The following is a 23,834-nucleotide window of genomic DNA, read 5'->3' as shown; positions in this document are numbered from 1 at the left end:
TGTTTAATCTCCGCCCGTCACGCGCAGCACTTCTTCCAGCGACGTCGCGCCGGTCGCGAGCCACCGGTTTGCATCTTCGCGCAGCGTGCGCATTCCTTGCGCGCGGCCGGCCGCTAAAATTTCGGCATCCGATGCATTCCGATGAATCAGCGCGCGAAGCGGATCGTCGAGCAACAGCAGTTCGTACACGCCGCGACGTCCCGAATAACCCGAGTTGCCGCACTTGTCGCAGCCGACTGCATGCCAATGGACGTGGCCGTCTTCCGAGCGCTCTTCCTTGCACACCGGACACAACAGCCGCACGAGCCGCTGCGCCAGCACACCGAGCAATGACGACGCCAGCAGATACGGCTCGACGCCCATGTCGGTGAGACGCGTGACGGCGGACGCCGCATCGTTCGTGTGCAGCGTGGCGAGCACGAGGTGACCGGTCAAGGATGCTTGCACAGCAATCTGCGCCGTTTCCAGATCGCGGATTTCCCCGATCATGATGATGTCCGGATCCTGCCGCAGGATGGATCGCAACGCGCGCGCGAAGGTCATGCCAATGCGCTCGTTCACCTGCGTCTGACCGATCCCGCCCAGATCGTATTCGATCGGATCTTCCACCGTCATGATGTTGGTGGTGGCGGTTTCGAGCCGCGACATGGCGGCATAAAGCGTGGTCGTCTTGCCGGAACCGGTCGGGCCGGTCACGAGCACGATGCCGTGCGGCCGGCCGATCAGCTTGTCGAAATGAACCAGCGTGTCGCGCGCCATGCCCAGCGTTTCGAGGTTCAGCCGTTGCGCGTCCTTTTCCAGCAGACGCAGCACCGCGCGTTCGCCATGACCGGTCGGCAGCGTGGACACCCGCACGTCCACCGGCCGGCCGCCGACGCGCAGCGTAATGCGGCCATCCTGCGGCAGCCGTTTTTCCGCGATATCCAGTTGCGCCATGATCTTGATACGCGAGATCAGCGCGCCATGCAGCGCCTTCTTCGGGCGCACGACGTCGCGCAAGGTGCCATCGACACGAAAGCGCACCACCGAAGACGTCTCGAACGGTTCGATATGAATATCCGATGCCTGTTCGCGCGCTGCCTGCGTCAGCAGCGCGTTGATCATGCGGATGATCGGCGCGTCGTCTTCCGATTCGAGCAAATCCTCGATTTCAGGAATGTCCTGCATCAGCCGCGACAGATCGACTTCGCCTTCCACTTCGCCCACGACCTGCGCCGCGCTGCCGTCATTGCGTGAGTACGCCGAATTGATCGCAGCCGACAGCTCGGCCACGGGCAAACGCACGATGGAAAGCGCGCCAAAGTTGCGAGCGACTTCGGCGAGTGCGGCGTCGCTGGTTTTATCGCTGATCCACACTTCGATGCTGTCCGCGTGCTGGTGCGCCACCAGGATCTGTCCGGTGCGCGCGAACGCGTACGGGATCAGCCGTGCCGCGAGCGGTGACGGCGTGCTCGTGGCAACGTTGGCGGCGGACGCACTCAGCGTGCTCACGGCTGCGCTCCTGTGTTGTTGTTCAGCGGCACGCCCGGCGCCGAGTTATTCGGCACAGCGTAATTGTTCACGTTCGCAGGCTGGCCCTGGTTTTGCCCTTGGCCCTGCACCGGCGGCTGTGCCGTCTGGTATTGCTGCTGGCCTTGATACTGCCCTTGTTGATCCTGCATCTTCGGTTGCGGCGCCTGCGGCAACGTCGCGCTGCCACCCTGCGACGGCGAGCGTGTCATGTTGTTCCAGTCGAACAAGTTCTGCGACGGCACGCCGCCCTGGCTCGGACCGATCGGCGCCGGTGGCAGGACCGGAACATCCTTGTCCTTCTCGATGCGGTTATCGGAGGTCGAGTTGTATTGTTGCTGACGCAGGTTTTCGTAGCGATCGTTGGAGATCTGCGAGCTGGTCGCCTGATCGCGCACGATCACCGGGCGCAGGAACACCATCAGGTTGGTCTTCGTCCGCGTCTTCGCTTCGCTGCGGAACAGCTGGCCGATCCAGGGGATATCGCCGAGCAGCGGCACCTTGCTGTTGCTCGTCGAATACTGATCCTGCATCAAGCCGCCCAGCACGACGATCTCGCCGTCGTCCGCGAGGATGGTCGACTGGATCGAGCGCGTGTTGATCGTCACGCCGCCGGGATTATTGGTCGTGGTGGTATCGACGCTGGAATCTTCCTGATAGAGCTGGAGCTTCAGGATGCCGCCTGTCGTAATCTGCGGTTTCACATGCAGCGTCACGCCCACGTCGCGCCGGTCGAACGTATTGAACGCCGAGACTGACGTGCCGGTATTGGCGGTCGGCGTGGCGTACGAACCGGTTACCACCGGCACGTTCTGGCCGACCACGATCTTCGCTTCCTCGTTATCCAGCGTGATGAGGTTAGGCGTGGACAGGATGTTCGCATCGGATGACGTCGACAGCGCCTGGAGCAAACCGCCCAGGCCGAAGAAGTTGCCGAACTTGTGCAGCAGGCCGATGTTCAGGCCCTGCGCGAGGATGTTCGTCTGACCCGCAAGCAACGACGTATTGTTCGCGACCGTAGCGCCGGCTGCCGTCAAATCGACAATGCTCGACGTGCCCGTGCCCAGGTTCGAGTTGCCGTAAATGCCGTTGTTGCCACTTTGCGAAAGCAGCGCCCCTTGCCACTGAATGCCGAGATTCGCGCCCGTCGTTGCGGACAGTTCCACGATCAACGCTTCGATATAAACCTGCGCACGACGTGCATCGAGCTGGTCGATTACCGCCCGCAAGTTGCGATATACCGGATCGGACGCGGTAATGATCAGCGAGTTGGTGGCCGTGTCGGCCTGGATCATGCCGTTGCCGGGTTGATCGCTGGAACCGCTGTTGTCGTTGTTGCTGAAGCCGGAGTCCTTGCTCTGGCCACCGCCCGCCAGCGGATTGCTGCTCGACGACGAACTGCTGCTGCCGAGTCCGCTCGGCAGCGGCGGTGTGCCGCTCGTGCCGGTGGACGTACTGGAACCGTTCGAGCCAAACGAACCTGAACTGCTCGAAGACCCGGACCCCGACGACGAAGACGAGCTGTCACCGCCCTTGCCCATCATCGCGCGCAGGGTTTTGGCGAGGCGCGTTGCGTCGGCGTTGCGCAGGGAAACCACGTGCATGTTGCCGGGCTGGGTGGTAGCCGCGTCGAGCTTGTGCGCAAGCTGCTTGGCGGCTGCAAGCCGTGCGCCGCTGGACGCGCGCAGCATCAGCGAGTTGGTGCGCGGATCGGCGGTGACGGTGACCTTCAGCGTGGCGTCGGTGCTGCCTACCGAGCCTGGATCGAGCAGCTTGTTCAGCTGTTCGGCAACGTCGAGCGCATTCGCGTTCTTCAGCGGCACCACGTCGACCTGCCGTCCCGCCGCTGTGTCGATGCCCGCGATGATGCTCGCGATGCGCCGCACGTTGTCGGCATAGTCGGTGACGACCAGCGTGTTGTTGGCCGGATAAGCGGCGATCGTGTTGTTCGGGGAGATCAGCGGACGCAGGACCGGCAACACGTTGTTGGCCGATTCGTTGTGCAGCTCGAACACCTGGGTGATGACCTGATCGCCTCTCGCGGTGGGCGCATTGCCGACATAGGTCGGTACGCCCTGAAGCTTCGCGTCGGCTTCAGGCACGACTTTAAGCACACCGTGATCTTGCACGAGTGCGAAGCCCTGCATTCTCAATGCCGATTGCAGCGTTTTCAAAGCCTGATCCTCCGGCACCGGATTTTCCGATACGAGGTTCAATTGCCCTTTGACCCGCGGGTCGACGATGATCGTCTTCCCGGTCGCTGCGCCGATCGCTTTCGCAACCTGATCGATATCCGCATTGACGAAATTCAGCGTCACCTGTGCGTGCGCAATTTGCGTGGTGAAAAGACCAGCCACCAGCAAAGCCGTCGCGACGCGACGCAAAGCCATACGTTTTCTTCTCATGGAGTGTGATGTCTAGACCTGCTGATCACGTCGTTGCAAGCCTGTCGCGTTGCAGCGTCTTTCGACGCTTTTAACACCACGATGGCTTAAAACAGACGTTTCCAGGGCCGGTGCCCGGGCAATGCCATATCCCGAAAACGTGAACCATAGCAGCTTTTCGTGTCATGTTTGTCACAAAAGTACTAATCCTCGGCCGACGTTCCACAAATATTAGTGCATCACCAATCTCAAAATAAACTTCTGATAAAACCCGGTGGGTCTTGACCCTTACTCAGCGCTTTCCATATAGCGGAAAGGTTGAATTTGTCATATTTGTTCGTTTTCGCCCGTACAGTGGAGCGATTCGAGTTTCGTGCCGTTATAAAGGCAAACGCGGCAGATTAAGTTAGCTTTCGAATAACTTTCAGATTAATTGGCGTCACATGTCTTGACTATGTCGGATGGTCAAATTTAAAACGCAATAGTCTGCCGGTATGATACGAGCGCTTCGGCGCGCCAGATGCGCAAAGTGCGGGCGGGTTTTCCCGTGCTTACCGAGTCTTACCTAGTTTTACCGGGCGTTACCCGGTTTTGCCGAGAAGTGGCTTCTTCACCGCTGCAGTCTGCGGGTGCAGGGCGCACAGTCGATCAGGTGGTACCCAACAATGATGAAAATTTTTCTGCGACTCTTTGCGATTGGTTTCGGCGCCTTGCTGGCAGCCGCGCCGGCGCACGCCGACTGTTTCGATGAGGCCGCCAAATATCAAAAGGTCAATCCGCTGATCCTGCGGGCCATCGCGTGGCAAGAGTCGCACAACCAGCCGGACGCCATGAACAAGAACGCGAACGGGTCCATCGACTACGGTCTCATGCAGATCAATTCGGTCCACCTGTCGCAGCTCGCGCAGTACGGCATCTCGACCACCACGCTGATGCAGCCGTGCAAGTCGGTCTATATCGCCGCGTGGCACTTGCGCCAGAAGATGAACAAGTATGGCAACACGTGGCAAGCGGTCGGCGCATATCACTCGGAAACGCCGTCGCTGCGTGATCAGTACTCCAGGCAGATCATCAATATCCTGGGCAAGTGGAAGTTGCTGACGGCATCGCGCTGATTCAGGTTCGCTTTCCTTCGTCCTCCGTCTTCTGTTTTTCATCGCATGGCGCGGCGTTCCAGTCGCGTTTGATGCACAATTCCGCGTTCCAGCTCGCCGCTACCCGAGGCGGGTTTTCTTGAAAGCGCACCGTTTTCAGCGGCCGCTCGCGCGACTACGCGCCCTCTTTCGATGCCAACGCGATGAATCAGCCTCTGCCCGTTACCGTGCTTGCCGGTTTGCCAGGCGTAGGCAAGACCACCCTGCTCGACCATCTGCTCGCGCATCATGCAGGCACGTCCATCGCGGTCGTTCGCGGCCGCATCGACGATCTGTCGGGTGAAATCAACAGCGCCGCTGCTGAAAGCCGCTTCGACGCGATCGTGGTCGAAGCGTCCGGTACCGACGACCCGCAGCTGATAGCCGAAAGCCTGGTCTTCGATAACGACATCGCGCACCTCGACACGATCGTGACCGTCGTCGACGCGGAAAGCTTTTCGCGCGACTTTGCGTCGACGGATGCGCTGAGCGAGCGCGGCTTGGCAAGTGACGAACAAAGCGACGAGCAAGATGACCGCACGGTTGTGGAAGTGCTGATCGCGCAGGTCGAATTCTGCGATGTGATCGTGATCAACAAGACGGATCTCGTCGATACCGAAGCGCTCGCCAAACTCCGGCGCATCCTGCATGCGCTCAATCCGCGTGCCGAGTTGATCGATGCCCATCAAGGCGCAGTGCCGGCGAACGACTTGGTGAACACGGACCGCTTCGACTTCGATGCGACCTCCAGCGCGCCCGGCTGGCTGGCGATGCTGAACGCCGATCCGGATGCGCTGCCGGAGTCCACCGATTCCGATATCGGTGGTTTTGTTTATCGCGCGCGCCGGCCGTTTCATCCCGAACGGTTGTGGGCGCTGGTGCATCAGGAATGGCCGGGCGTATTGCGTTGCAAGGGCTTTTTCTGGCTGGCAACGCGTAGTGATATCGGCGGCTCGTTGTCGCAAGCGGGTGGCGCGCTGCGGCATGGTCCCGCGGGCATGTGGTGGGCGGCGCAGGAGCGCAGCGAATGGCCGACCGGCGATGCGGAGCTGGAAGCTGAAATTGCTGCGGACTGGTACGGCGATGCGGACGATACGACTATTGGCGACCGGCGGCAGGAACTGGCGATGATCGGAACCGGCCTGGACGAGTCGCATTGGCGCGCGGCTTTCGACGCCTGTCTTGTCACCGATGAGGAGTGGAAGCAGGCGTCGGCGGGAGTGTTGGCCGACCCGTTTCCGTCGTGGGAGATGGATGAAGATGACCACGATCATCATGACCACGACCATGACCACGGCGATGATTGCGATTGCGGAGCCCACGGGCACAGCCATTAGCCTTTGTCACCACCGCCCGGGCGAACCCGAGCGCGAGCGAAAAAAAACCCGCCGAAGGCGGGTTCCAACCTGACAATCGGCTACAACTTACCGCTTGTTCACTGCGTCCTTGAATGCCTTGCCAGCCGTGAACTTGACGGTCTTGGCAGCCGGAATCTTAATGGATTCGCCGGTCTTCGGGTTACGGCCGGTGCGCGCTGCGCGCTTGCCCGAACCGAAGCTTCCGAACCCAATCAACTGCACGGCGTCGCCCTTCGAGACGGCCTTCTTGACCACTTCGAGCAACGTGTCCAGCGTTTCGCCGGTTTGAGCCTTGCTGGCGCCGGTCTGAGCGGCCACGGCGTCGATCAGTTCCTGTTTATTCATTAAGGTTCCTTTATCAGTTTAGGTTGACACGAACAGCGCGAACGCGCCGATTATACGTGCGCGGGCCTTGCAGTCGAGTACTGGCGCGGGTCCAGCCCCCTGGCCCACTATTCCGGCAAACCGTCACACCCCGGTCGCCGGGCCTCCTCCTTACTCGCCGGTTGTTATCATAACGCAGCGCAAACCCAAGCGGGATAAGGGTTTCGAAGATTTACGCATGATCGGACGTTAGCGGAAACCCTTCTTGCGGCCCTTTTCATGCGCGCAATCCTTTCGTACTGTGCATTTCACCCTCCGTTGGTTTTTGCCAACGGTTGTCGGACAATCCGGCGTATCACGCGCTAAGCCTTGCCCCTATTAGCTTTACGGGAATGCAGCGCAGTACCGGAAATGCACGGCGAAGGTCATATCAGCAGCTTGCTTTCGAACCTTTCGAATGACCCATTCCTTTTTTGGCGCAAACGTGCTTGTCGATCGCGCGCGCTGGGCCCGGCAGCGACATTTCACCGTCCTGCAGGCGCAATTCGACGCCGGTCGGCTGTTTATCGCAACATGGGCCGCCTGGCGTGCGGATCCGCAGCGCTGCGAGCGCCTGCACTTCGTGGCGGTCGGGCCGCTGGAATCGATGGCTCGCCCGAATGTAATTACTGAGCAGTCCACGATTTCCCAAATACTGATCGATGCGTGGCCTATGCAGGTAACCGGGCTGCACAGGCTTGAGTTCGAAAACGGGCGCGTGGTGCTGACACTGGCTATCGGCGAACTGGAAAGCATGCTGCCGAAAATCTGGCTGCGCGCCGATGCTTTTTATCTGCGGCTATCGCAGGTCGATACGAAGCTGGCCTATGTCGCCAAAGCGCTGGCTCGCGTCGCCGGGGATCAGGCGACGTTATGCGCCGAAGCACATCCGCTCCTTCCCCAAGCGCTTAAGGACGCGGGTTTTATCTGCGATGAAAGCCCCGACGGCGGCTATGTAAAAGCGCGCTTCGCCCCACGCTGGCGTGTGCGGCGTCATGAACCGCCCCTTGCGTTGGCAATAGAAAACGAGAACGCCGCTCCGTCAGCAGAGTTTTCGAAGGACGCGGCGTCAGCTTCCCCGTCTCGAACACCGCGCCATGCAATCGTCATCGGGGCTGGCCTTGCCGGCTGTGCGATCACGGAGCGCCTTGCATCGCGGGGATGGCGAGTGACCCTGATCGAGCGGCACGACGATCTCGCCCGCGATGCGTCGGGGAACCCCGCCGGCGTTTTCCACCCGATCGTCTGGCGTGACGACAGCATCGCTGCCCGCCTGACACGCGCAGGATTCCTCTACGCGCTGCACCGATGGTCCGAACTCGAACACGCCGGCCACACCCTGAACCGCAGCAACCGGGGATTGCTGCAAATCGCGGATACCACCGAGGACGCACACGCAATTGCATCCGCGATCAAGCGCTTCGGCTTACCGGCATCTTATGTAGTAGCCGTCGATGAACACGAAGCCACCCGCCTCGCGGGCCAGCCCGTTGCGCGTCCCGGATGGTTTTTCCCTCACGGCGGCTGGATTTCCCCAGCCGCGATATGCGCCGCGCAATGCAAGTCTGCGGGAGATTTGCTAACCGTTCGTTTTGGCACGGAAGTCACGCGTATCGATCAGGAAAACGGTACATGGACTGCGTTTGACGCCACCGGCCGCGCCCTCGCCCAAGCCCCCGTCGTGATTCTTGCCAACGCCGGCGATGCGCAACGCCTCGCCGGGCTCCACGGCCTTCCGACGCGCGGCGTGCGCGGCCAGCTAACGCTATTGGATTCGAGTCCCCTCGATGGCCTGCGCGTACCCATCGTCGGCGATGGCTACGCCGTGCCGCTCGGCGCGCATCGAACGCTGACGGGTGCGACCTACGATATCGACGGCATCGATCCGCAAATTCAGCCCGCCGGTCATACCGAAAACCTCGAACGTGTCGCGATGATGCTACCCGCGCTCGCCGGGTTCTTTCCTCGAGCTGAAACGCTGGAAGGCCGGGTTGCGTTCCGGTCGGTGACGAGCGACCGCATGCCGATGATCGGCGCCCTCGCCGACGAAACCGCCGCACGTGCCGATGCCGCCCGTCTTTCAGGCGCGTGGCCACTGGATTTGCCACGTAAGGCCGGCTTGTACGGCGCGTTTGCTTTCGGATCGCGCGGATTGGTGTGGTCGACGCTGGCAGCCGAGCTGATCGCCGCGCAAATCGAAGGGGAACCGTGGCCAATCGAACGCGAACTGGCTGAAGCCATCGACCCCGCACGCTTTCTTCTGCGGGCGTTGAGACAAGGCGAATTCAGCTAGAAACTCGCCCCGGCAAACTATCCACCGCGGCCTGTGGATAACTTGTCGAATTTCACACGAATGACCTGTGTACTCGCTGTGGGCGTAAACGGGACAACTTGATCAAGACGCGAATCCGGCCGAAGTTGTTCCGGGTTCACCCTCCGGTGCCCACACGTTCACTATCTGCTTATGCGCGCTGCAAGTTTCTGTAAACGTTGATGAAAATGGAGTTATCCACAGAAATCGTGCGGCCTTGTTAACTACTACTACGTATATATAAACAAAACTTGTAAACCTTAAAACCCACGTCATCGGCAGCGCTCAAAGTGAAAAACCGGCGTCATTTCAGACCAACCGACGACGAAATCCGACTTCTTTGAAAGGTAGATTTTTCCTCATGCTGATGCACTGAAACCCATTGTTACCGCCTGGTTCCAACTGCCGGAGGCAGAGAACAGGGGCTGCCGGTAGCTATGGCACAATCCCCGTTCTTTCGTTTGGCCGCCTTGCCGGCTTATCGCTTCAAACCGGGCTCGGCTTCGAGCAACGTGGATTGAAAAAACGCTGTAACCCTGGCCGTGACGGCAACGGACCGGCTGTCCAGGCGGCGAATCAGCTGTTAATCGGCCCACGGGTCCGACGGGGTTTGACGCAGTCAGAAGAATTACCGGGCAACGAACCTTTCCGGCAACGCGCACTGTTGCCGCGCACTACCTGCCCATTCACCGCCTATCCGCACTAGCTGCGAAGGAGAAGTCCTCACGATGAAGTCGGCCTTTTCATTCCTACCGGTTTGGCCACTTACACCCGACGCCATTTTTTGGGCCGGCCTTGCGCTGGTCGCGGCTGGTCTATGCGGTGAGCTGCTCTGGCGCGCCTGGCGTTTGCCGCGCATCACGGGCTACGCTGTCATTGGCCTGATCGCGGGCAACGCGGGCTTTGGTGTGATCGATGTCAGTTCGGCCGGGATCTCGCGGCCCTTGCTCGACGTCGCGCTCGGCCTGCTCCTGTTCGAACTTGGCAGCCGGCTCGACCTGCGCTGGATTCGTCGCAATCCTTACCTGATCTTATCGAGCATTGCTGAAAGCACGCTCACGTTCGGATTCGTACTGATCGCGCTGACGCTGTGCAAAGTGCCGACCATGCCGTCGGTGGTGATTGCCGCGATCGCCATGGCGACGTCGCCGGCCATGGTCATTCAACTGCGCACCGAACTGCGCGCGGAAGGTCAGGTCACACAACGATTGCTCACGCTGACCGCGCTGAACAGCATGTACGCGGTGATCGTGGAAAAACTCGCGGCCGGCGTGCTGCATCAGGAGATCTACGGCAACACGCTTGCGACCATCGTCCAGCCGCTTTATCTGCTGCTCGGTTCGCTCGTGCTGGCGCTGCTTCTCGCGCTGGCCTGCAACCTGCTGTACCGCCGGCTGAACACCAACGACGAGCATTCGTTCGTCGCGCTGTTCGGACTCGTGTTGCTCGCGATCGCAATCGCGCATGTGTTCAAGCTGTCGACCATTCTTGCGTTGCTGGCGGCTGGCATCATCGTGAAGAATTCGAATGAGCGGCCGCAACTCTGGCCGACACATTTCGGCACAGCCGGCTGGTTGCTGACGGTGATCCTGTTCGCGCTGACGCTGACATCGTTCGAATGGCGCGATATTGCGCTGGGCGGTGTGGCTGCGCTGGCGCTGATCGTGGCGCGTTTCATCGGCAAGCTGGCCGGCGTGCTGATCTTCGCAAGACCGAGCGGCCTCAACTGGAAACAGGGCGCGGCGCTCGGGGTGGCGTTGACGCCAATGTCGGCGCTCGCCTACCTGCTCGTCGACGATATGTACGTGCTGTATCCCGACTACGACCCAACGCTGCGGGCAATCGTGATGTGCTCGATCGTCGTGCTGCAAATTGTTACGCCGTTCCTCGTGTACCGCAGTTTGTCGGCGATCGGCGAACGCCGCGAGTAACGTTTTAGTCCGTCTTTTTATCGTTTTCATCGGGTCGCCGGGCGCGTCATTGACCCTGTCACTGAGCGCTCGGGCGCGCTTGAGTGTGCTTGCGTGTATTACCCCGGCTTACCCGGCGCATCGTGCCGATATCGCGCCGGCCGGCGACCAGGCTTTGTCAATCAAGAGGCACCATGTCACTCGAACCTTTCATCAACTCGGAGCCGTTCACCTTCGGCGTCGAACTCGAGATCCAGGTCGTCAACACGCACGACTACGACCTGACCAAGGCCGCCTCCGATCTCATGCGGCTCGTCAAGGACGAAAAGATCCCCGGCAACATTACGCCGGAGATCACCGAAAGCATGATCGAGTTGTCCACTGGCATCTGTACGACGCATGAACAGGCCGTAACGGACCTCCATGCCATCCGCGACACCCTGGTGGCCGCTGCTGACCACCTCAATGTCGGGCTGTGTGGCGGTGGCACGCACGCCTTCCAGCAGTGGAGCGACCGCCAGATCTTCGATACACCGCGTTTTCAGTACCTTTCCGAGCTCTACGGTTACCTCGCGAAGCAATTCACGGTGTTCGGCCAGCACGTGCATATTGGCTGCCCGGACCCGGACAGCGCGTTGTTCCTGCTGCATTCCATGTCGCGTTTCATTCCGCACTTCATCGCGTTGTCGGCTTCGTCGCCGTACGTGCAGGGAGTGGACACCGGCTTTCATTCCGCCCGCCTTAATTCCGTCTTTGCATTTCCGTTGTCCGGCCGCGCGCCGTTCACGCTCACCTGGGACAGCTTCGAGGAATATTTCTCGAAGATGGTCAGCACCGGCGTGGTCAACAGCATGAAAGATTTCTACTGGGACATCCGGCCGAAGCCGGGTTTCGGGACCATCGAAGTCCGGGTGATGGACACGCCGCTGTCGGTCGATCGCGCGGCTGCCATTGCCTGCTACATCCAGACGCTCGCGCGCTACCTGCTCCTCGACAAGCCCTTGACGCTGAAAGAGGACGACTATCTCGTCTACACGTTCAACCGGTTCGAAGCGTGCCGCTTCGGCCTGGAAGGCAGTTGCATCGATCCTCAAACGGGCGAACGCCGCACGATTGCGGAAGACATCCTCGCAACGCTCGACGTGATCGCGCCTCATGGCGACGCGCTTGGTTCCAACGAAGCACTGCGCCAGGTCGGCGACATCGCCCGCAGCAACATGAACGATGCAACCTGGTTGCGCGGTGTTTTCGATCGCGAGCGTTCGCTGCATGAAGCCGTGCGCCAGCAGTGCCTGCAGTGGCGCGAGTGATGGATCGGCGTTGGCTCCGGCGGTTTTGATCGCAAAAAAAAATAAACCTGCTCCCTCGGCAGGTTTTTTTTTCGTTATTTTCTTTCAGACTGATACCGATAACCCGCCTCCAAGGTTTACTGTCATGAGTTCGTATACATACGTAATAGTAGTTAACAAGCCTCGCACATTTCTGTGGACAACCGATAAAATCTCCGCAAACTCAACAGTTTGGAGTGCGCATAACCTTGGGGCGAAGCCTTGCATCGAAGGGCTGAGCGCGGGATAAGACGTGTGCGGTTTCGCACACCCGGGGGTTATCAAGAATCGGCGCACATCGAATAAAGTGGTTATCCACTGCGTTATCCACACTGTTTTGTGAATAACTAAGGTGTACGTTTGGTTCCAGTCGCTTAGAATGTCGGTTTTACCGGTAGGGAGATGCAACGCCGGTGAACAAACGAAGCGCTCGACGGTCTAGAACAGGCGCCACGAAGAAACGTAGATGTCCTTATCCGGACGACGAACTAGCTGCATCGGTTTGATCGCCCGAATTTTGAGACGGTAGTTGATACGAAAGGATTCGCCGGTCGGATACGTCGGCGATTGAGCCAGCAGCGGCTTGGGTAAAACGAGCGGGGTCTGACGTTTTGCCGGTTTCAAGCTGTTGCCGAACCATCAGATAAGCATCAAGAAAGACGAAGCGAACGACTATGAGCGAAGGCGTATATGGTGAGCAAGCCACGGGGCGGGTGACCCACGGGCTGCTGCGGTTGAGCACGGCGATGCGTAGCCAGGCATGGGAATGGGCTGAGGGTGCGGGCTTGACGCCGACCCAGGGCGAAATTCTCGTGCTGTTGATGCAGCGGCGCGGTCCAATGCGGCTTGGCGAGATCGCACGGGAAACGGCGTTGACCGCCGCGACCACGAGCGATGCCGTCAGCACGTTGGAAGGTAAGGGTCTGGTCGAAAAGCGCCGCGCGCTGGACGACGGGCGCGCGTTGGCTGTACGCCTGACCGCACGCGGAAAGACGGCAGCCAAGAAGGCGCTGGTATGGCCGGAGTTCTTGTCGAAGGCAGTCGGCACGTTGAAAGTCGATGAACAGTCGCAGTTGTACCGGAGCCTGCTCAAGACCATTCGACAGCTTGAAGTGGTGCAGCAGATTCCGCCGCATCGCATGTGCCTGAGCTGCACGCACCTCGAAGCAAGCAAGAACCCGAAGAAAACGCCGCATCACTGCGCGTTGCTGAAGATCGACATGGCCGATACCGACCTGCGTCTCGATTGTTCGGTATACGAAGAAGGTGATCTCGCCAAGCAGAAGAAGAACTGGAAGATCTTCGCGCAGGTCGCGTAAGCGCCGCTGCCTGAAGCTTCACGTTCGCTTCGCCGTCCGTGCTTCGCGTCTTGAGCGCGAAGCACGGCGGTGTCGGTTAGACTTGTCGCCAGACTGTTCGAGCCGCGCGCCCGTTGGCGGTGCGCCGGTTGCTCGACCGTGCCTCTTCCTTGTGTGCGCCGCCTGATGCCGCGTGCGCTGATCTCAGCTTGCCGGCTCTCGTGGGTGACCGCCGATGAAACGTGAAGTCCTGGCGATACGCCACGTCTATTTCGAAGATCTCGGCAGCCTGGAACTGGTGCTCGGCGATCGTGGCCAACTGGTGCGTTATCTCGATGTGGGCCGCGCCCGCATCGACGCTCCGAATCCGCTCGATACCTCGCTCATGGTCGTGCTCGGCGGCCCGATCGGCGCTTACGATGACGCGCTGTTTCCCCATCTGAATCCATTGCTCGCCATGCTGGAAAAGCGCATTGCGGCCGGGTTGCCGACTATCGGCATCTGCCTGGGAGCGCAGTTGATTGCTCGTGCTCTGGGCGCGAAGGTTTATCCGGCGGCACAAAAAGAGCTCGGCTGGAAGGCGTTGACGCTGACCGAGGCCGGACGGGCTTCCGCTTTGCGGCATTTCGAAGCGGATGGCGAGCCGCTGCCGGTTCTCCATTGGCACGGCGATACCTTCGATCTTCCCGATGGCGCCACGCGGCTGGCATCCACGGATCTTTGCCAGAATCAGGCTTTTAGCTGGGGCGATCACGTCCTGGCCTTGCAATGCCATCCGGAAGTCGTGGTCGACCGCTTTGAAACCTGGCTGATCGCGTATCCGGGCGAAGTGGCGGAAAGCGGGACGACCGTGACCGCCTTGCGCGCCGATACCCTCCGGCACGGCCCGGCGCTCGAACGCGCCGCGCGCAAGATGTTTGGCGAATGGCTGGACCGTTTCGAACCAGGCAAATAAAGGTTAGACGAACAGACGGTAACGCAGCAGGGATCGGGTGGCAGGGAAGTAGCGTTGTTGGCGAGGCAATCGGGTTTGCTGTCAGCACGGAAAAAACCGAAGTGCTATTCTAAAACGCCCCTTTTTCCTTCCATCGGAAACTCCCATGAGCGCTCTGTTTTCGCCTTTCACGCTGCGAGGCGTGACGCTTCCGAACCGCATCGTGGTGTCGCCGATGTGCCAATACTCAGCCGAGCGCGGCGAAGCCACCGCGTGGCACATGATCCACCTCGGACACCTCGCGCTCTCGGGAGCCGGCATGCTCTGCCTCGAAGCAACCTCGGTCGAACCCGATGGCCGCATCACGCCCGGCGACCTCGGCCTCTGGGACGACGCCACGGAAGCCGCGCTTAAAACCGTTATCGACGCGATTCGAAAATACTCGCACATCGCCATCACGATGCAGATCAGTCACGCCGGCCGGAAGGCGTCGAGCGCAGTGCCTTGGGAAGGCGGTCAGTTGATTGCCGTTTCGGATGGCGGCTGGATGCCCTCGGCGCCGTCGGCGATTCCGCATAAGGAAGGTGAAACGCCTCCGCTGGCGCTCGATGCCGCGGGTCTGATCCGTATACGCGAAGCCTTCGTAGCGACCGCGAAACGCGCCGCGCGCCTGGGCGTGGATGCGCTTGAAGTGCATGGCGCCCACGGTTATCTGCTGCATCAGTTCCTCTCACCACTCGCCAACCAGCGTACCGATGAATACGGCGGCTCGCTCGAAAACCGCATGCGTTTTCCGCTGGAAGTCTTCGACGCCGTGCGCGCGGTTTTCCCCGCCGATAAACCCGTCGGCCTGCGTGTGTCGGCATCGGATTGGGTTGAGGGCGGCTGGGATCTCGAGCAGACCATTGTCTTCGTGAAGGAGTTGCAGAAACACAAGGTGGACTGGATCGATGTGTCCTCGGGCGGGGTATCGCCGCTGCAGAAAATTCCGCTGTCGCCGGGTTATCAACTGCCGTTCGCAAAAGCCATCAAGGAAGCCACCGGCGTGAATACCATGGGCGTGGGTCTGATCACCGACCCGCAGCATGCCGAAGAAATTATTGAGTCGGGCGAGGCGGATCTCGTCGCATTGGCGCGTGCGCTGCTCTACAATCCGCGCTGGCCGTGGCACGCGGCCGCGCAACTGGGTGCGACCGTCGAAGCGCCGCCGCAATACTGGCGCTCGCAGCCGCGCGATCAAAAAGCGTTGTTCGGCGATATCTCGTTCGGTCAGCGCTGAAACTCGCGGCTTGAATTTATGGAGCGGTTGAATTCGTGCGCGCCTAACGTGTACGATGCCGTTGTTCGCCTGCATGGTTTTACCTTCACGCGGGCGACGAAGGACAGTGAATTGCGGCACATGAAGCAAGCGAAGCAAACAATGCAGTGAAAGGACAGCAACGCGGCGGCGCCTCGCATTCAGGCCGCCGCGTTTTTTTAACCCCCGTTCCGGTTCGTCACCGTTCGCGTGAAACCGGGACGGGGCGAAGTTGAAGCGTCTGCCAAGCCAAACCGATTCGTTTTAAAGGATTCGTTCGATGAGTTCACGGAGGGTCGCCGTCCGCCGTTCGGGCATACACGGCAAGGGCGTGTTCGCCGCGATGCCGCTCGCCAAAGGCGAACGGATAATCGAGTACAAAGGCGAACGCATTTCGTGGAAAGAGGCATTGCGCCGTCATCCGCACAACCCCGACGAGCCGAACCATACGTTCTATTTCGCGCTCGAAAACGGCAAGGTGATCGACGGCAAGGTCAACGGCAACAGCGCACGCTACATCAATCATTCGTGCGCGCCGAATTGCGAAGCTGAAGAGAAGGAAGGGCGCGTGGTCATTCACGCGCTGCGTGCGATCAAGGAAGATGAAGAGCTGTACTACGACTACGGTCTCGTCATCGACGGTCGCATCACGAAGAAGCTCAAGAAGGAATACGAGTGCCGCTGCGGCGCCAAAAAGTGCCGCGGCACCATGTTGGCGCTGAAGAAGAAAAAGTAGGGCTTTCGTAGAGGGAATCAGATAAAAAAAAACGCCACGGAAGGTTTCCTCCGTGGCGTTTTTCATGCCGTCTTCAAAGGCATCCGCACGATGAAACGTGCGCCGCCTTCCGGCGCTGGAGCATCTTCGTAATGCACGCTGCCGTGGTGCAGGACCATGATGTCGTGGACGATCGCGAGACCCAGTCCGGCGCCGCCTTCCACGCCGTGACCATCGCCGCGAAAGAAACGCTTGAAGAGATCCGGCTGCTGTTCCAGCGGCACGCCGGGACCGTTGTCTTCCACCACGATCTCGCCCATCCTCCGGCCCGTTTCATCGACCGTCTGCGTCACCGTAACCGTCACGCGCGCGCCTTCGGCTCGTGAGGTGGGGACGTACTTCAGCGCGTTATCGATGAGGTTGCCGATCACCTCGCGCACCAGCACGAGATTGCCGCGCACGATCAGGGGATGTTCGTTATCGGGATCGTCAAGACGCTGGAAGCCCATGTCGATACCCACGGCGAGCGCGCGCGGCACCCATTCAGCGCCGGTTTCGAATGCGAGGTTGGCGTAATCGAAGTCAGTGAAACGCGCGGCCTGTTCGCCCGGCTCGGCGCGAGCGAGCGAGAGCAATTGATTCGACAAGCGCACAGCCCGATCCGCCGATGCCCGCAGTTCCTTGACCGCCGCCAGCACCTTCACCGGATCTTTCGCGATCGCCGCCTGCTCGGCGTGCAGCTTCACGGCGGTGAGCGGCGTACGCAGCTGGTGCGCAGCGTCGGCGATAAATTTGCGCTGTCCGTCCAGCGCTGTTTTCAGGCGGTCGAGGAGAGCGTTCATCGCGCTCGTCAGAGGACGGATTTCGATAGGAACGAAGGATTCGTCGACCGGTTCCAGCGACGTATGAGTCTGCCGGTTGAGGGTATCGGCGAGATCGGTCAGCGGGTTGAGCTGCTGGTTCACCACGCGCCACACGATCACCCAGCCGGCCAGCAGCAGGAGCAGCAGCGGCATCATGATTGCGACCATGAACTCGACCGCTATCCGATACCGCGAACCCACGCGCTGCGCCACCTCCACAACAATGGGATTGCCGTGCGGCTGGTCGACGCGCACCTGCGCCGCCCGCACGCTCACGCCCTGGTAGTACGTCTCGAAGATGTAGGCGTAGTGAATCCGGCGCACGTTCGTGCCGGTCAGCGGCAGGTCGGGTTCGCCGGCGATCTCGCTGTCGCCGTCGCTGATCCGGTAGATCAGTTGTTCGATGGGATCCGAGAACATGGCGCGCGCAAGCGGCGGGACCGTGAGCGGTGCGTCCACGCCAGCCAGCTGGATTTGCTTGGAGATAGCCGTGGCGAGATCGGCCAGCGAGCGATCGACCACGTGCTGCGTGTATTGCCACGCGAGCCAGTACGCCATCAATCCGCTCATCAACGCGAGCAGCGACAGCGGCGCGGCCAGGCGGCGCAGGAGCGAGCGCCGCAGGCTGGGCGGCACGCGCGCAGACGTGGTTGTCGAACGCGCCAGATGCAGCCAGTCGGCGCGGTCGAATCGGTCGTCGGGCGTGCGCCGGGGAGGGAATCGCAAGGTGCTGGTTACCGCTTGGTCAGGCTGGTTGTGCCATCGACCGGCCGCTTACGCTGCGGTCTGGCGGATTTCCTGCAGCAAGTAGCCGAAACCTCGCACCGTCACGATTTCCACGCGGCAGTTTTCGAGTTTCTTGCGAACCCGGTGCACGTAGACTTCAATCGCGGTGTCGCCCAGATCGCCGCCGAAGTGCGTCAGGTGATCCTGCAACTGGGCTTTGCTGACCACACGCCCGTGGCGCAGCAACAGCATTTCGAGCACGGCGAATTCACGCGGCGACAGTTCGAGCGGCTTTTCGTCGTTGAAAATGCGGCGATCCACACCCGACAGGCGCAAGCCGCCAAGCGACACTTCCGGACGCGGTACATCGCCATGCGGGCCGCTGCGGCGCATCACAGCACGAATGCGCGCTTCGAGTTCCGCGGGTTCAAACGGTTTGAGCATGTAATCGTCGGCGCCGCTGTTCAGGCCCTGGACGCGGTCATGCAGTTCGTCGCGTGCGGTCAGGATAATCACTGGCGTATGACGATTGCCCTGGCGGAAACGCGAAAGCAGCGTCATGCCGTCGATACCCGGCAAACCGAGATCGAGAATCACCAGCTCATGGCGATTTTGCGTGAGCGCCTGCTCCGCGAAAATGCCGTCGTGAACCATATCGACGGTAAAGCCGGCTTGTTCAAGGCTACTTTGAATGCCGCGCGCGATGGGGCGGTCGTCTTCGATCAGAAGGATTCGCATGAAAGTCGCTCTTATACGATGGTTGGGCTCGATTGTGCGTCGCGGTCGCCAGCCGGAACTGCCTACCTTTCTTTGCCGCGGCGCCGTCCGAGTTATATATCAGCAATCTTTTTACGCCAAACGCTGCACCGCGCCTCGCTGTGCAGCGATTCTCCTGCGGCAGGACATGCCGGAATTCCCGCTTCACGGACGCCACCCCGCAGTTTCCAGCAAGTCCGTTCGGCCCCTCCAGCGACGAAACCGGTCGTTGAAAAGGATGAATGGACTGTCCAAACCGTATGCGCTGCTGATTGTACAGTGTCAGTCTGTTTCGCCGATGGACTTGAGCCGCCAGAGCGCCTGGAGCCTTGTGAAAGCTTACGCCACTATTAAATATTTTCTTTCTCGTTGAAAGACTTCGTTGCCGCAGACTTTCAAATACCCGTGTTTCCGCTTTCGAATAAGGGAGTTCAGACCACTTGCAGCTCGCTTACTGCAGTTTTTGAATGTCATCGTTTGTAATTCGACTGTTACGCATTTGTCGCGGAAGTCAGGTTGGTAAGCGGCTTTCAGGCTATGGAATCGATAAACCTTGCGAGCGTTATATCCCGTTCCGTCAGACCCTTTGCCGTATGCGTCGAGAGCGTGATGTCCACCTGGCTGTACACATTCGACCATTCCGGATGGTGATCCATTTCCTGCGCTTTTATTGCCACGCGGGTCATGAAACCGAACGCTGCGTTGAAATCGGCGAACTTGAAACTCCGGTGGATTGAGGTGGCATCCGCGCTGAGTTGCCAATGCTCTAACTCAGCGAGAAGTTTGGGCAATTCGTCGGTTGTAAGCTTCTTGATCATGTCGGCTCTCCTTGCTGGAGCGGTGGGGGTTCAGAGCGCTTGGGCGGCGCACGCGATCATGGGATCGGGCGACCGGCGGATCACGCGGTAAGCTTGCGTCTTTCGGCTTTTCACGCAGGATATCCCCATGGTCGACCTTGATCACTTCGATCTCGCGCTGCTCGACGTTCTTCAGCGCTTCGGCCGCGCGACGCATCAACAACTCGGCGAGGAAGTGCCGCTGTCGCCATCGCAGATCGGCCGCCGCTTGCAACGCCTGGAGGCGACCGGCGTGATCGATGGTTACCGGGTCGTGCTGCGCCCCGAAAAACTCGGCCTTGGCGTGACCGCTTTCACGAGCCTCAAGCTGAAGCATCACGGCGATACCGTTATCGACCAGTTCCAGCAGCAGATCGAAGCGCTGCCCGAAGTGCTTGAATGCCATGCGACCGTTGGCGACGCCGATTACCTGTTGAGAATCGTCGCGCCGGATTTGAACGCGCTCTCCACGTTCGTCATGAAAAAGCTCATGCGAGTTCCCGGCGTAGACAGTGTGCGCTCCAATATTGTGCTGACCACATTCAAGCGCAACGGGCCGCTACCGCTGGGACATCTCGCCGCCACTCCGCCGGATTCCGCCGATTAAGCCGGCTCGCTCAGCAGGTCGACATACGCGACCGGCACGAGATCGGCCGTCGACACGCCAAGCTTCGCAAACAATTCTTCTGCTTCCTTCTCGCCGCCTTCTTCGTCGTCATCCTGGCCCAGCAGCACTTCCAGCTCGATGAAATCGCCCAATCCATCCACGCGGTCCAGATGAATCCGCGTGCGGCCGACGTTATACACGTGCCGCTCTTTGTTCACGATGCCGCGCGTGTTCAGCGCCTGTGCCAGCAGGGCGTGGGTGGCTTCGGGGTTTGTCACCGGGCTGCGCGAGTAGTACGACACCTTCGGGCCGTCGCGGTCGTCGCGTTGATAGAAAATCAGTTCGGCCGGCGTGTTGTCATCGAATTGACGCAATTTGAGGCGGCCGTTTGGCACATCGTAGAAAAAATCCTGCTGGCGGTAGATCATCGGCGGTTCGCTGGCTAGCGCTGCTGCGCGCGCCAGAAGCTGGTCGAACTGATGCGCGCGAGCCTTGATTTCGATATTGCGTGCCATGTTGGAATTTCCTGTTCACGTGGGCGCGCCAGATGCGCGACCCTCAGACTAACAAAATTTAATGACCGGAAGATTCATCGGCTTGCGGTCATGACGTTCAAAACGGCCGTTCAGGCGACTAGGTCGCCCATTGAGCTTCAATCAGACGTAACGCCGCCGCGATGCTCGGCTCCTCGCGGCGCTCCGCCAATACGATGAACGAAAGCTGCGTGGGCACCGTGACGCCTTCCACGATAGTCAGCGCATGCGCGTGCGCTTCGGCCAGCGCAATGGAGTCGCGCACGAGCGTCAGGCCCACGCCCGACTTGACCAGGTCGAGCATCGACGGCTCCTGGTCCACTTCGGCCACTTTGACGGGCTGGACCCCGTGGGCGTCGAAGATCCGCGTGAGCAAGCGGTTATGCGCCGATTCCGGCGGTGTCCAGATCCACGGCAGCCGGGCGAGCGCCACCCAATCATTTTCCCCGTCTTCCGAGCGGTCCGGCCGGTTCACGCGCTCCTTCCAGCCAGCCGGCGCCAGTACGCGATACAGATACGGCTTCAACTGCACGACATGAAAGCGGTCCGGATCGCGGGGTTCATCGATTACCGGATCGCCGATATAAAACCCCACATCGAGATCGCGCGCCTTGATGCGCTCGAGCACCCAGCCTGACATGCCATGCCGCAACGCGGTTTCAATGCGCGGATACGTCTCCACGAGCGCCCGCAGGAACCCGCCCAGGCGCAGGAATTCGGGATCGAGGATTGTCCCGATGGTCAGGCGTCCGCTGACCTCGTGACGAAGCGCGGCGGCCACGCGCTGGACGTCGCTGGCGGCCGTCAGGGCACGCTCGGCATGCGGCAGGAGGGTTTCACCGTCTCGCGTGAGGATCAGGCCATGCGACGTCCGCGAAAACAACGTGACGCCCAGTGTCTCCTGCAGGTTCTTGATCTGCAGGCTGACAGCGGGTTGCGACACGTGTAATAACACGGCCGCGCGCGTGAGATTGCCTTCGCGGGCGACGGTGACGAAAGCGCGGAGAAGAGTCAGGTCCATGCCTGATATTAGCCCAGCTTATAAAGCTGTTGAAGATATCTGATTGGATTGCTGCACCGCGTCCGCAGTAGCGTGTGCATTTGCGATGGAGCCAAAGCCGCCGTGAGCGGCTGGGCGGGACTTGAGCAGGGGACAAGATGAAACAGGACGCGCGCAAGCTTGAGGGCGAATTTGATTACATCATCGTGGGTGCGGGAACGGCGGGGTGCGTGCTTGCGAACCGGCTGACCGAAGATGCCGATGTGAGCGTGCTGCTGCTGGAAGCTGGCGGCAGGGATAACTACCACTGGATTCACGTGCCGGTCGGATACCTGTATTGCATTGGCAATCCGCGCACGGACTGGCTGTATAAAACGCAGGCTGAAGCGGGACTCGACGGGCGCTCGCTCTCGTATCCGCGAGGCCGCGTGCTGGGCGGTTGTTCGTCGATCAACGGCATGATCTACATGCGCGGCCAGCGCGAGGATTACGACGACTGGGCGCGCATTACCGGCGATCGCGACTGGTCCTGGGATTCGGTGTTGCCGGTGTTCAAGCGCAGCGAAGATCACCATGGCGGTGGGAATCAATGGCATGGCGCCGGGGGTGAATGGCGCGTTGAGAAACAGCGGCTGAAGTGGAAGGTGCTGGAGTCGTTCGTGCAGGCGGCTCAGGAGAGCGGTCTTCCTGCTACGGACGATTTCAATCGTGGCGACAACACGGGCGTCGGTTATTTCGATGTGAACCAGCGCAGCGGGATCCGGTGGAATGCATCGAAGGCATTTTTGCGGCCCGCGATGAAACGTCCCAATCTCACCATCATCACGGGTGCTCATACGCAGCGGCTGATTATGGAGGGCAAGCGTTGCGTGGGCGTGGAATATCGCGGTGGCGACACGGACTATCTCGCCAAGTCGCGATGCGAAGTGATCCTGAGTGCGGGCGCGGTGAATTCGCCGCAATTGCTGGAGTTGTCCGGGATTGGCAACGGCGCGCGGCTGCAGCAACTGGGCATTGACGTGGTGCAGGACCTGCGGGGAGTCGGTGAGAATTTGCAGGATCATCTACAGCTTAGGATGGCTTACAAAGTGCATGGCGTGCGCACGTTGAACACGATGTCGGCGCATTGGTGGGGTAAGGCATGGATTGGCTTGCAGTACATGTTGATGCGAAGCGGGCCGATGTCGATGGCGCCGTCGCAGCTGGGGGCGTTTGCGAAGTCCAATCCCGACGACCCGAGCATTACGCGGCCGGATGTGGAGTATCACGTGCAGCCGTTGTCGCTTGACCGGTTTGGGGAGCCGCTGCATTCGTTCAATGCGTTCACGGCTTCGGTGTGTTCGTTGCGGCCGACGTCGCGAGGGAGTGTTCATATCGCGACGCCGGATGCGCGGGATGCGCCTTTGATTGCGCCTAACTATTTGTCGACTGATCGTGATCGTGAGGTTGCGGTTAACGCGTTGCGTTTGACGCGACGCATTGTGAGAGCACCGGCGTTGGCGAAGTATGCGCCGGAGGAGATTTTGCCGGGCCCGGCGTTCCAGACGGACGCGGAGCTCGCTGTTGCGGCCGGAAAAGTTGGGACGACTATTTTTCATCCGGTGGGGACATGTCGGATGGGGACGGATAACGATCCGGCCGCTGTGGTTGATGGGCGTTTGCGCGTGATTGGGGTGAGCGGTTTGCGGGTGGTCGATGCATCGGTGATGCCGACAATTACCTCAGGCAACACGAATTCGCCGACGTTGATGATCGCTGAGCGGGCTAGCGAGATGATTCGCGCCGATCGACGGTTTTTGTTTTCGCTCGCGCCGGTGGACGGGGGGCGGGGTTAGTGGTTGGGCGTTGGGGTTGGCGGTTGGGGTCAGTGCTGGGTTGCCAGGTTCTGGGGTTAGCGGTCGGAGTCATTGCCGGGTTGCTGCTTTCAGGGTTAGTGGTCTGCGTGAGTTGGCTATTTTCTTTAGCACTATTAG

Annotated in this window: 20 protein-coding genes; 11 read left to right on the top strand and 9 right to left on the bottom strand. The window is 60.3% G+C overall.

Annotation, left to right across the window (positions count from 1 at the left end; translation table 11 throughout):
- Nucleotides 1–3: 3 nt before the first annotated feature.
- Nucleotides 4–1,491 (bottom strand): type II secretion system ATPase GspE, encoded by a 1,488-nt coding sequence (gspE, locus tag ACSOSP_RS13280; RefSeq protein ID WP_455307299.1) that lies wholly within the window; start codon nucleotides 1,489–1,491, stop codon nucleotides 4–6.
- The gene (gene gspD / locus ACSOSP_RS13275; RefSeq protein WP_455307297.1) at nucleotides 1,488–3,899 is read right to left on the bottom strand and encodes a type II secretion system secretin GspD; all 2,412 of its coding nucleotides are present in this window, start codon (nucleotides 3,897–3,899) and stop codon (nucleotides 1,488–1,490) included. Before gspD ends, gspE begins: the two co-directional genes overlap by 4 nt.
- Nucleotides 3,900–4,561: 662 nt before the next feature.
- Here gspD and ACSOSP_RS13270 point away from each other — a divergent pair.
- Together ACSOSP_RS13270 and ACSOSP_RS13265 are read left to right on the top strand one after the other, a co-directional pair.
- Entirely contained in the window at nucleotides 4,562–5,008 is a 447-nt protein-coding gene (locus ACSOSP_RS13270) for a lytic transglycosylase domain-containing protein (RefSeq protein ID WP_455310952.1), read from the top strand.
- Nucleotides 5,009–5,190: 182 nt separating this feature from the next.
- Nucleotides 5,191–6,363, top strand: a complete 1,173-nt coding sequence (locus ACSOSP_RS13265; RefSeq protein WP_455307295.1) for a GTP-binding protein — start codon at nucleotides 5,191–5,193, stop codon at nucleotides 6,361–6,363.
- An 87-nt stretch (nucleotides 6,364–6,450) separates the two neighbouring features.
- On the opposite strand, the gene ACSOSP_RS13260 is transcribed toward ACSOSP_RS13265, so the two are convergent.
- Complete coding sequence (locus tag ACSOSP_RS13260) at nucleotides 6,451–6,729, bottom strand: HU family DNA-binding protein (protein WP_031364544.1); 279 nt, start codon at nucleotides 6,727–6,729, stop codon at nucleotides 6,451–6,453.
- A gap of 436 nt (nucleotides 6,730–7,165) precedes the next feature.
- Between ACSOSP_RS13260 and mnmC the strand changes: the two genes are divergently transcribed.
- The 3 genes from mnmC to ACSOSP_RS13245 all read left to right on the top strand — a co-directional run bounded on the left by mnmC (nucleotide 7,166) and on the right by ACSOSP_RS13245 (nucleotide 12,278).
- Nucleotides 7,166–9,040, top strand: coding sequence for an FAD-dependent 5-carboxymethylaminomethyl-2-thiouridine(34) oxidoreductase MnmC (gene mnmC / locus ACSOSP_RS13255; RefSeq protein ID WP_455307292.1), 1,875 nt, complete (start codon nucleotides 7,166–7,168; stop codon nucleotides 9,038–9,040).
- A gap of 746 nt (nucleotides 9,041–9,786) precedes the next feature.
- The gene (locus ACSOSP_RS13250) at nucleotides 9,787–10,989 is read left to right on the top strand and encodes a cation:proton antiporter (protein ID WP_455307290.1); all 1,203 of its coding nucleotides are present in this window, start codon (nucleotides 9,787–9,789) and stop codon (nucleotides 10,987–10,989) included.
- Between the two features lie 173 nt (nucleotides 10,990–11,162).
- A complete protein-coding gene (locus tag ACSOSP_RS13245) occupies nucleotides 11,163–12,278 on the top strand; it encodes a YbdK family carboxylate-amine ligase (protein WP_455307288.1) in 1,116 nt (371 codons plus the stop codon).
- A 456-nt stretch (nucleotides 12,279–12,734) separates the two neighbouring features.
- Here the strand turns inward: ACSOSP_RS13245 and ACSOSP_RS13240 are convergent, their stop codons facing one another.
- Nucleotides 12,735–12,920, bottom strand: a complete 186-nt coding sequence (locus ACSOSP_RS13240) for a hypothetical protein (RefSeq protein ID WP_455307286.1) — start codon at nucleotides 12,918–12,920, stop codon at nucleotides 12,735–12,737.
- Between the two features lie 50 nt (nucleotides 12,921–12,970).
- Here ACSOSP_RS13240 and ACSOSP_RS13235 point away from each other — a divergent pair, with 50 nt between their 5' ends.
- From ACSOSP_RS13235 to ACSOSP_RS13220, 4 genes are all read left to right on the top strand, one after another.
- Nucleotides 12,971–13,615 (top strand): MarR family winged helix-turn-helix transcriptional regulator, encoded by a 645-nt coding sequence (locus ACSOSP_RS13235; RefSeq protein ID WP_031364549.1) that lies wholly within the window; start codon nucleotides 12,971–12,973, stop codon nucleotides 13,613–13,615.
- 214 nt (nucleotides 13,616–13,829) lie between these two features.
- Nucleotides 13,830–14,549 (top strand): glutamine amidotransferase, encoded by a 720-nt coding sequence (locus ACSOSP_RS13230; RefSeq protein ID WP_455307284.1) that lies wholly within the window; start codon nucleotides 13,830–13,832, stop codon nucleotides 14,547–14,549.
- A gap of 145 nt (nucleotides 14,550–14,694) precedes the next feature.
- Nucleotides 14,695–15,807: an NADH:flavin oxidoreductase/NADH oxidase gene (locus ACSOSP_RS13225; protein ID WP_455307282.1), complete on the top strand. Its 1,113-nt coding sequence runs from the start codon at nucleotides 14,695–14,697 to the stop codon at nucleotides 15,805–15,807.
- Nucleotides 15,808–16,105: 298 nt separating this feature from the next.
- Nucleotides 16,106–16,561 (top strand): SET domain-containing protein, encoded by a 456-nt coding sequence (locus tag ACSOSP_RS13220; protein WP_455307280.1) that lies wholly within the window; start codon nucleotides 16,106–16,108, stop codon nucleotides 16,559–16,561.
- Nucleotides 16,562–16,623: 62 nt separating this feature from the next.
- Here ACSOSP_RS13220 and ACSOSP_RS13215 read toward each other — a convergent pair whose 3' ends face one another.
- The 3 genes from ACSOSP_RS13215 to ACSOSP_RS13205 all read right to left on the bottom strand — a co-directional run bounded on the left by ACSOSP_RS13215 (nucleotide 16,624) and on the right by ACSOSP_RS13205 (nucleotide 19,703).
- Nucleotides 16,624–18,069 carry a sensor histidine kinase gene (locus tag ACSOSP_RS13215; RefSeq protein WP_455310951.1) on the bottom strand — a complete coding sequence of 482 codons (1,446 nt, stop codon included), beginning with the start codon at nucleotides 18,067–18,069 and terminating at the stop codon, nucleotides 16,624–16,626.
- Nucleotides 18,070–18,177: 108 nt separating this feature from the next.
- Nucleotides 18,178–18,867: a response regulator gene (locus ACSOSP_RS13210; RefSeq protein WP_031364554.1), complete on the bottom strand. Its 690-nt coding sequence runs from the start codon at nucleotides 18,865–18,867 to the stop codon at nucleotides 18,178–18,180.
- Nucleotides 18,868–19,415: 548 nt separating this feature from the next.
- Nucleotides 19,416–19,703 carry a 4a-hydroxytetrahydrobiopterin dehydratase gene (locus tag ACSOSP_RS13205; protein ID WP_455307278.1) on the bottom strand — a complete coding sequence of 96 codons (288 nt, stop codon included), beginning with the start codon at nucleotides 19,701–19,703 and terminating at the stop codon, nucleotides 19,416–19,418.
- A 127-nt stretch (nucleotides 19,704–19,830) separates the two neighbouring features.
- Between ACSOSP_RS13205 and ACSOSP_RS13200 the strand changes: the two genes are divergently transcribed.
- Nucleotides 19,831–20,328 (top strand): Lrp/AsnC family transcriptional regulator, encoded by a 498-nt coding sequence (locus ACSOSP_RS13200; RefSeq protein WP_031364556.1) that lies wholly within the window; start codon nucleotides 19,831–19,833, stop codon nucleotides 20,326–20,328.
- Here ACSOSP_RS13200 and ACSOSP_RS13195 read toward each other — a convergent pair.
- Nucleotides 20,325–20,843, bottom strand: a complete 519-nt coding sequence (locus tag ACSOSP_RS13195; protein ID WP_455307276.1) for a class IV adenylate cyclase — start codon at nucleotides 20,841–20,843, stop codon at nucleotides 20,325–20,327. The two genes, ACSOSP_RS13200 and ACSOSP_RS13195, sit on opposite strands and share 4 nt — an antisense overlap.
- A gap of 118 nt (nucleotides 20,844–20,961) precedes the next feature.
- Nucleotides 20,962–21,882 carry a LysR family transcriptional regulator gene (locus ACSOSP_RS13190; protein ID WP_455307274.1) on the bottom strand — a complete coding sequence of 307 codons (921 nt, stop codon included), beginning with the start codon at nucleotides 21,880–21,882 and terminating at the stop codon, nucleotides 20,962–20,964.
- A 137-nt stretch (nucleotides 21,883–22,019) separates the two neighbouring features.
- Here ACSOSP_RS13190 and ACSOSP_RS13185 point away from each other — a divergent pair, with 137 nt between their 5' ends.
- Entirely contained in the window at nucleotides 22,020–23,696 is a 1,677-nt protein-coding gene (locus ACSOSP_RS13185; RefSeq protein WP_455307272.1) for a GMC family oxidoreductase, read from the top strand.
- The last annotated feature ends 138 nt before the right edge of the window (nucleotides 23,697–23,834 follow it).

Source organism: Caballeronia sp. KNU42, assembly GCF_053760385.1.
This window is presented reverse-complemented; position numbering and strand designations above follow the sequence as displayed.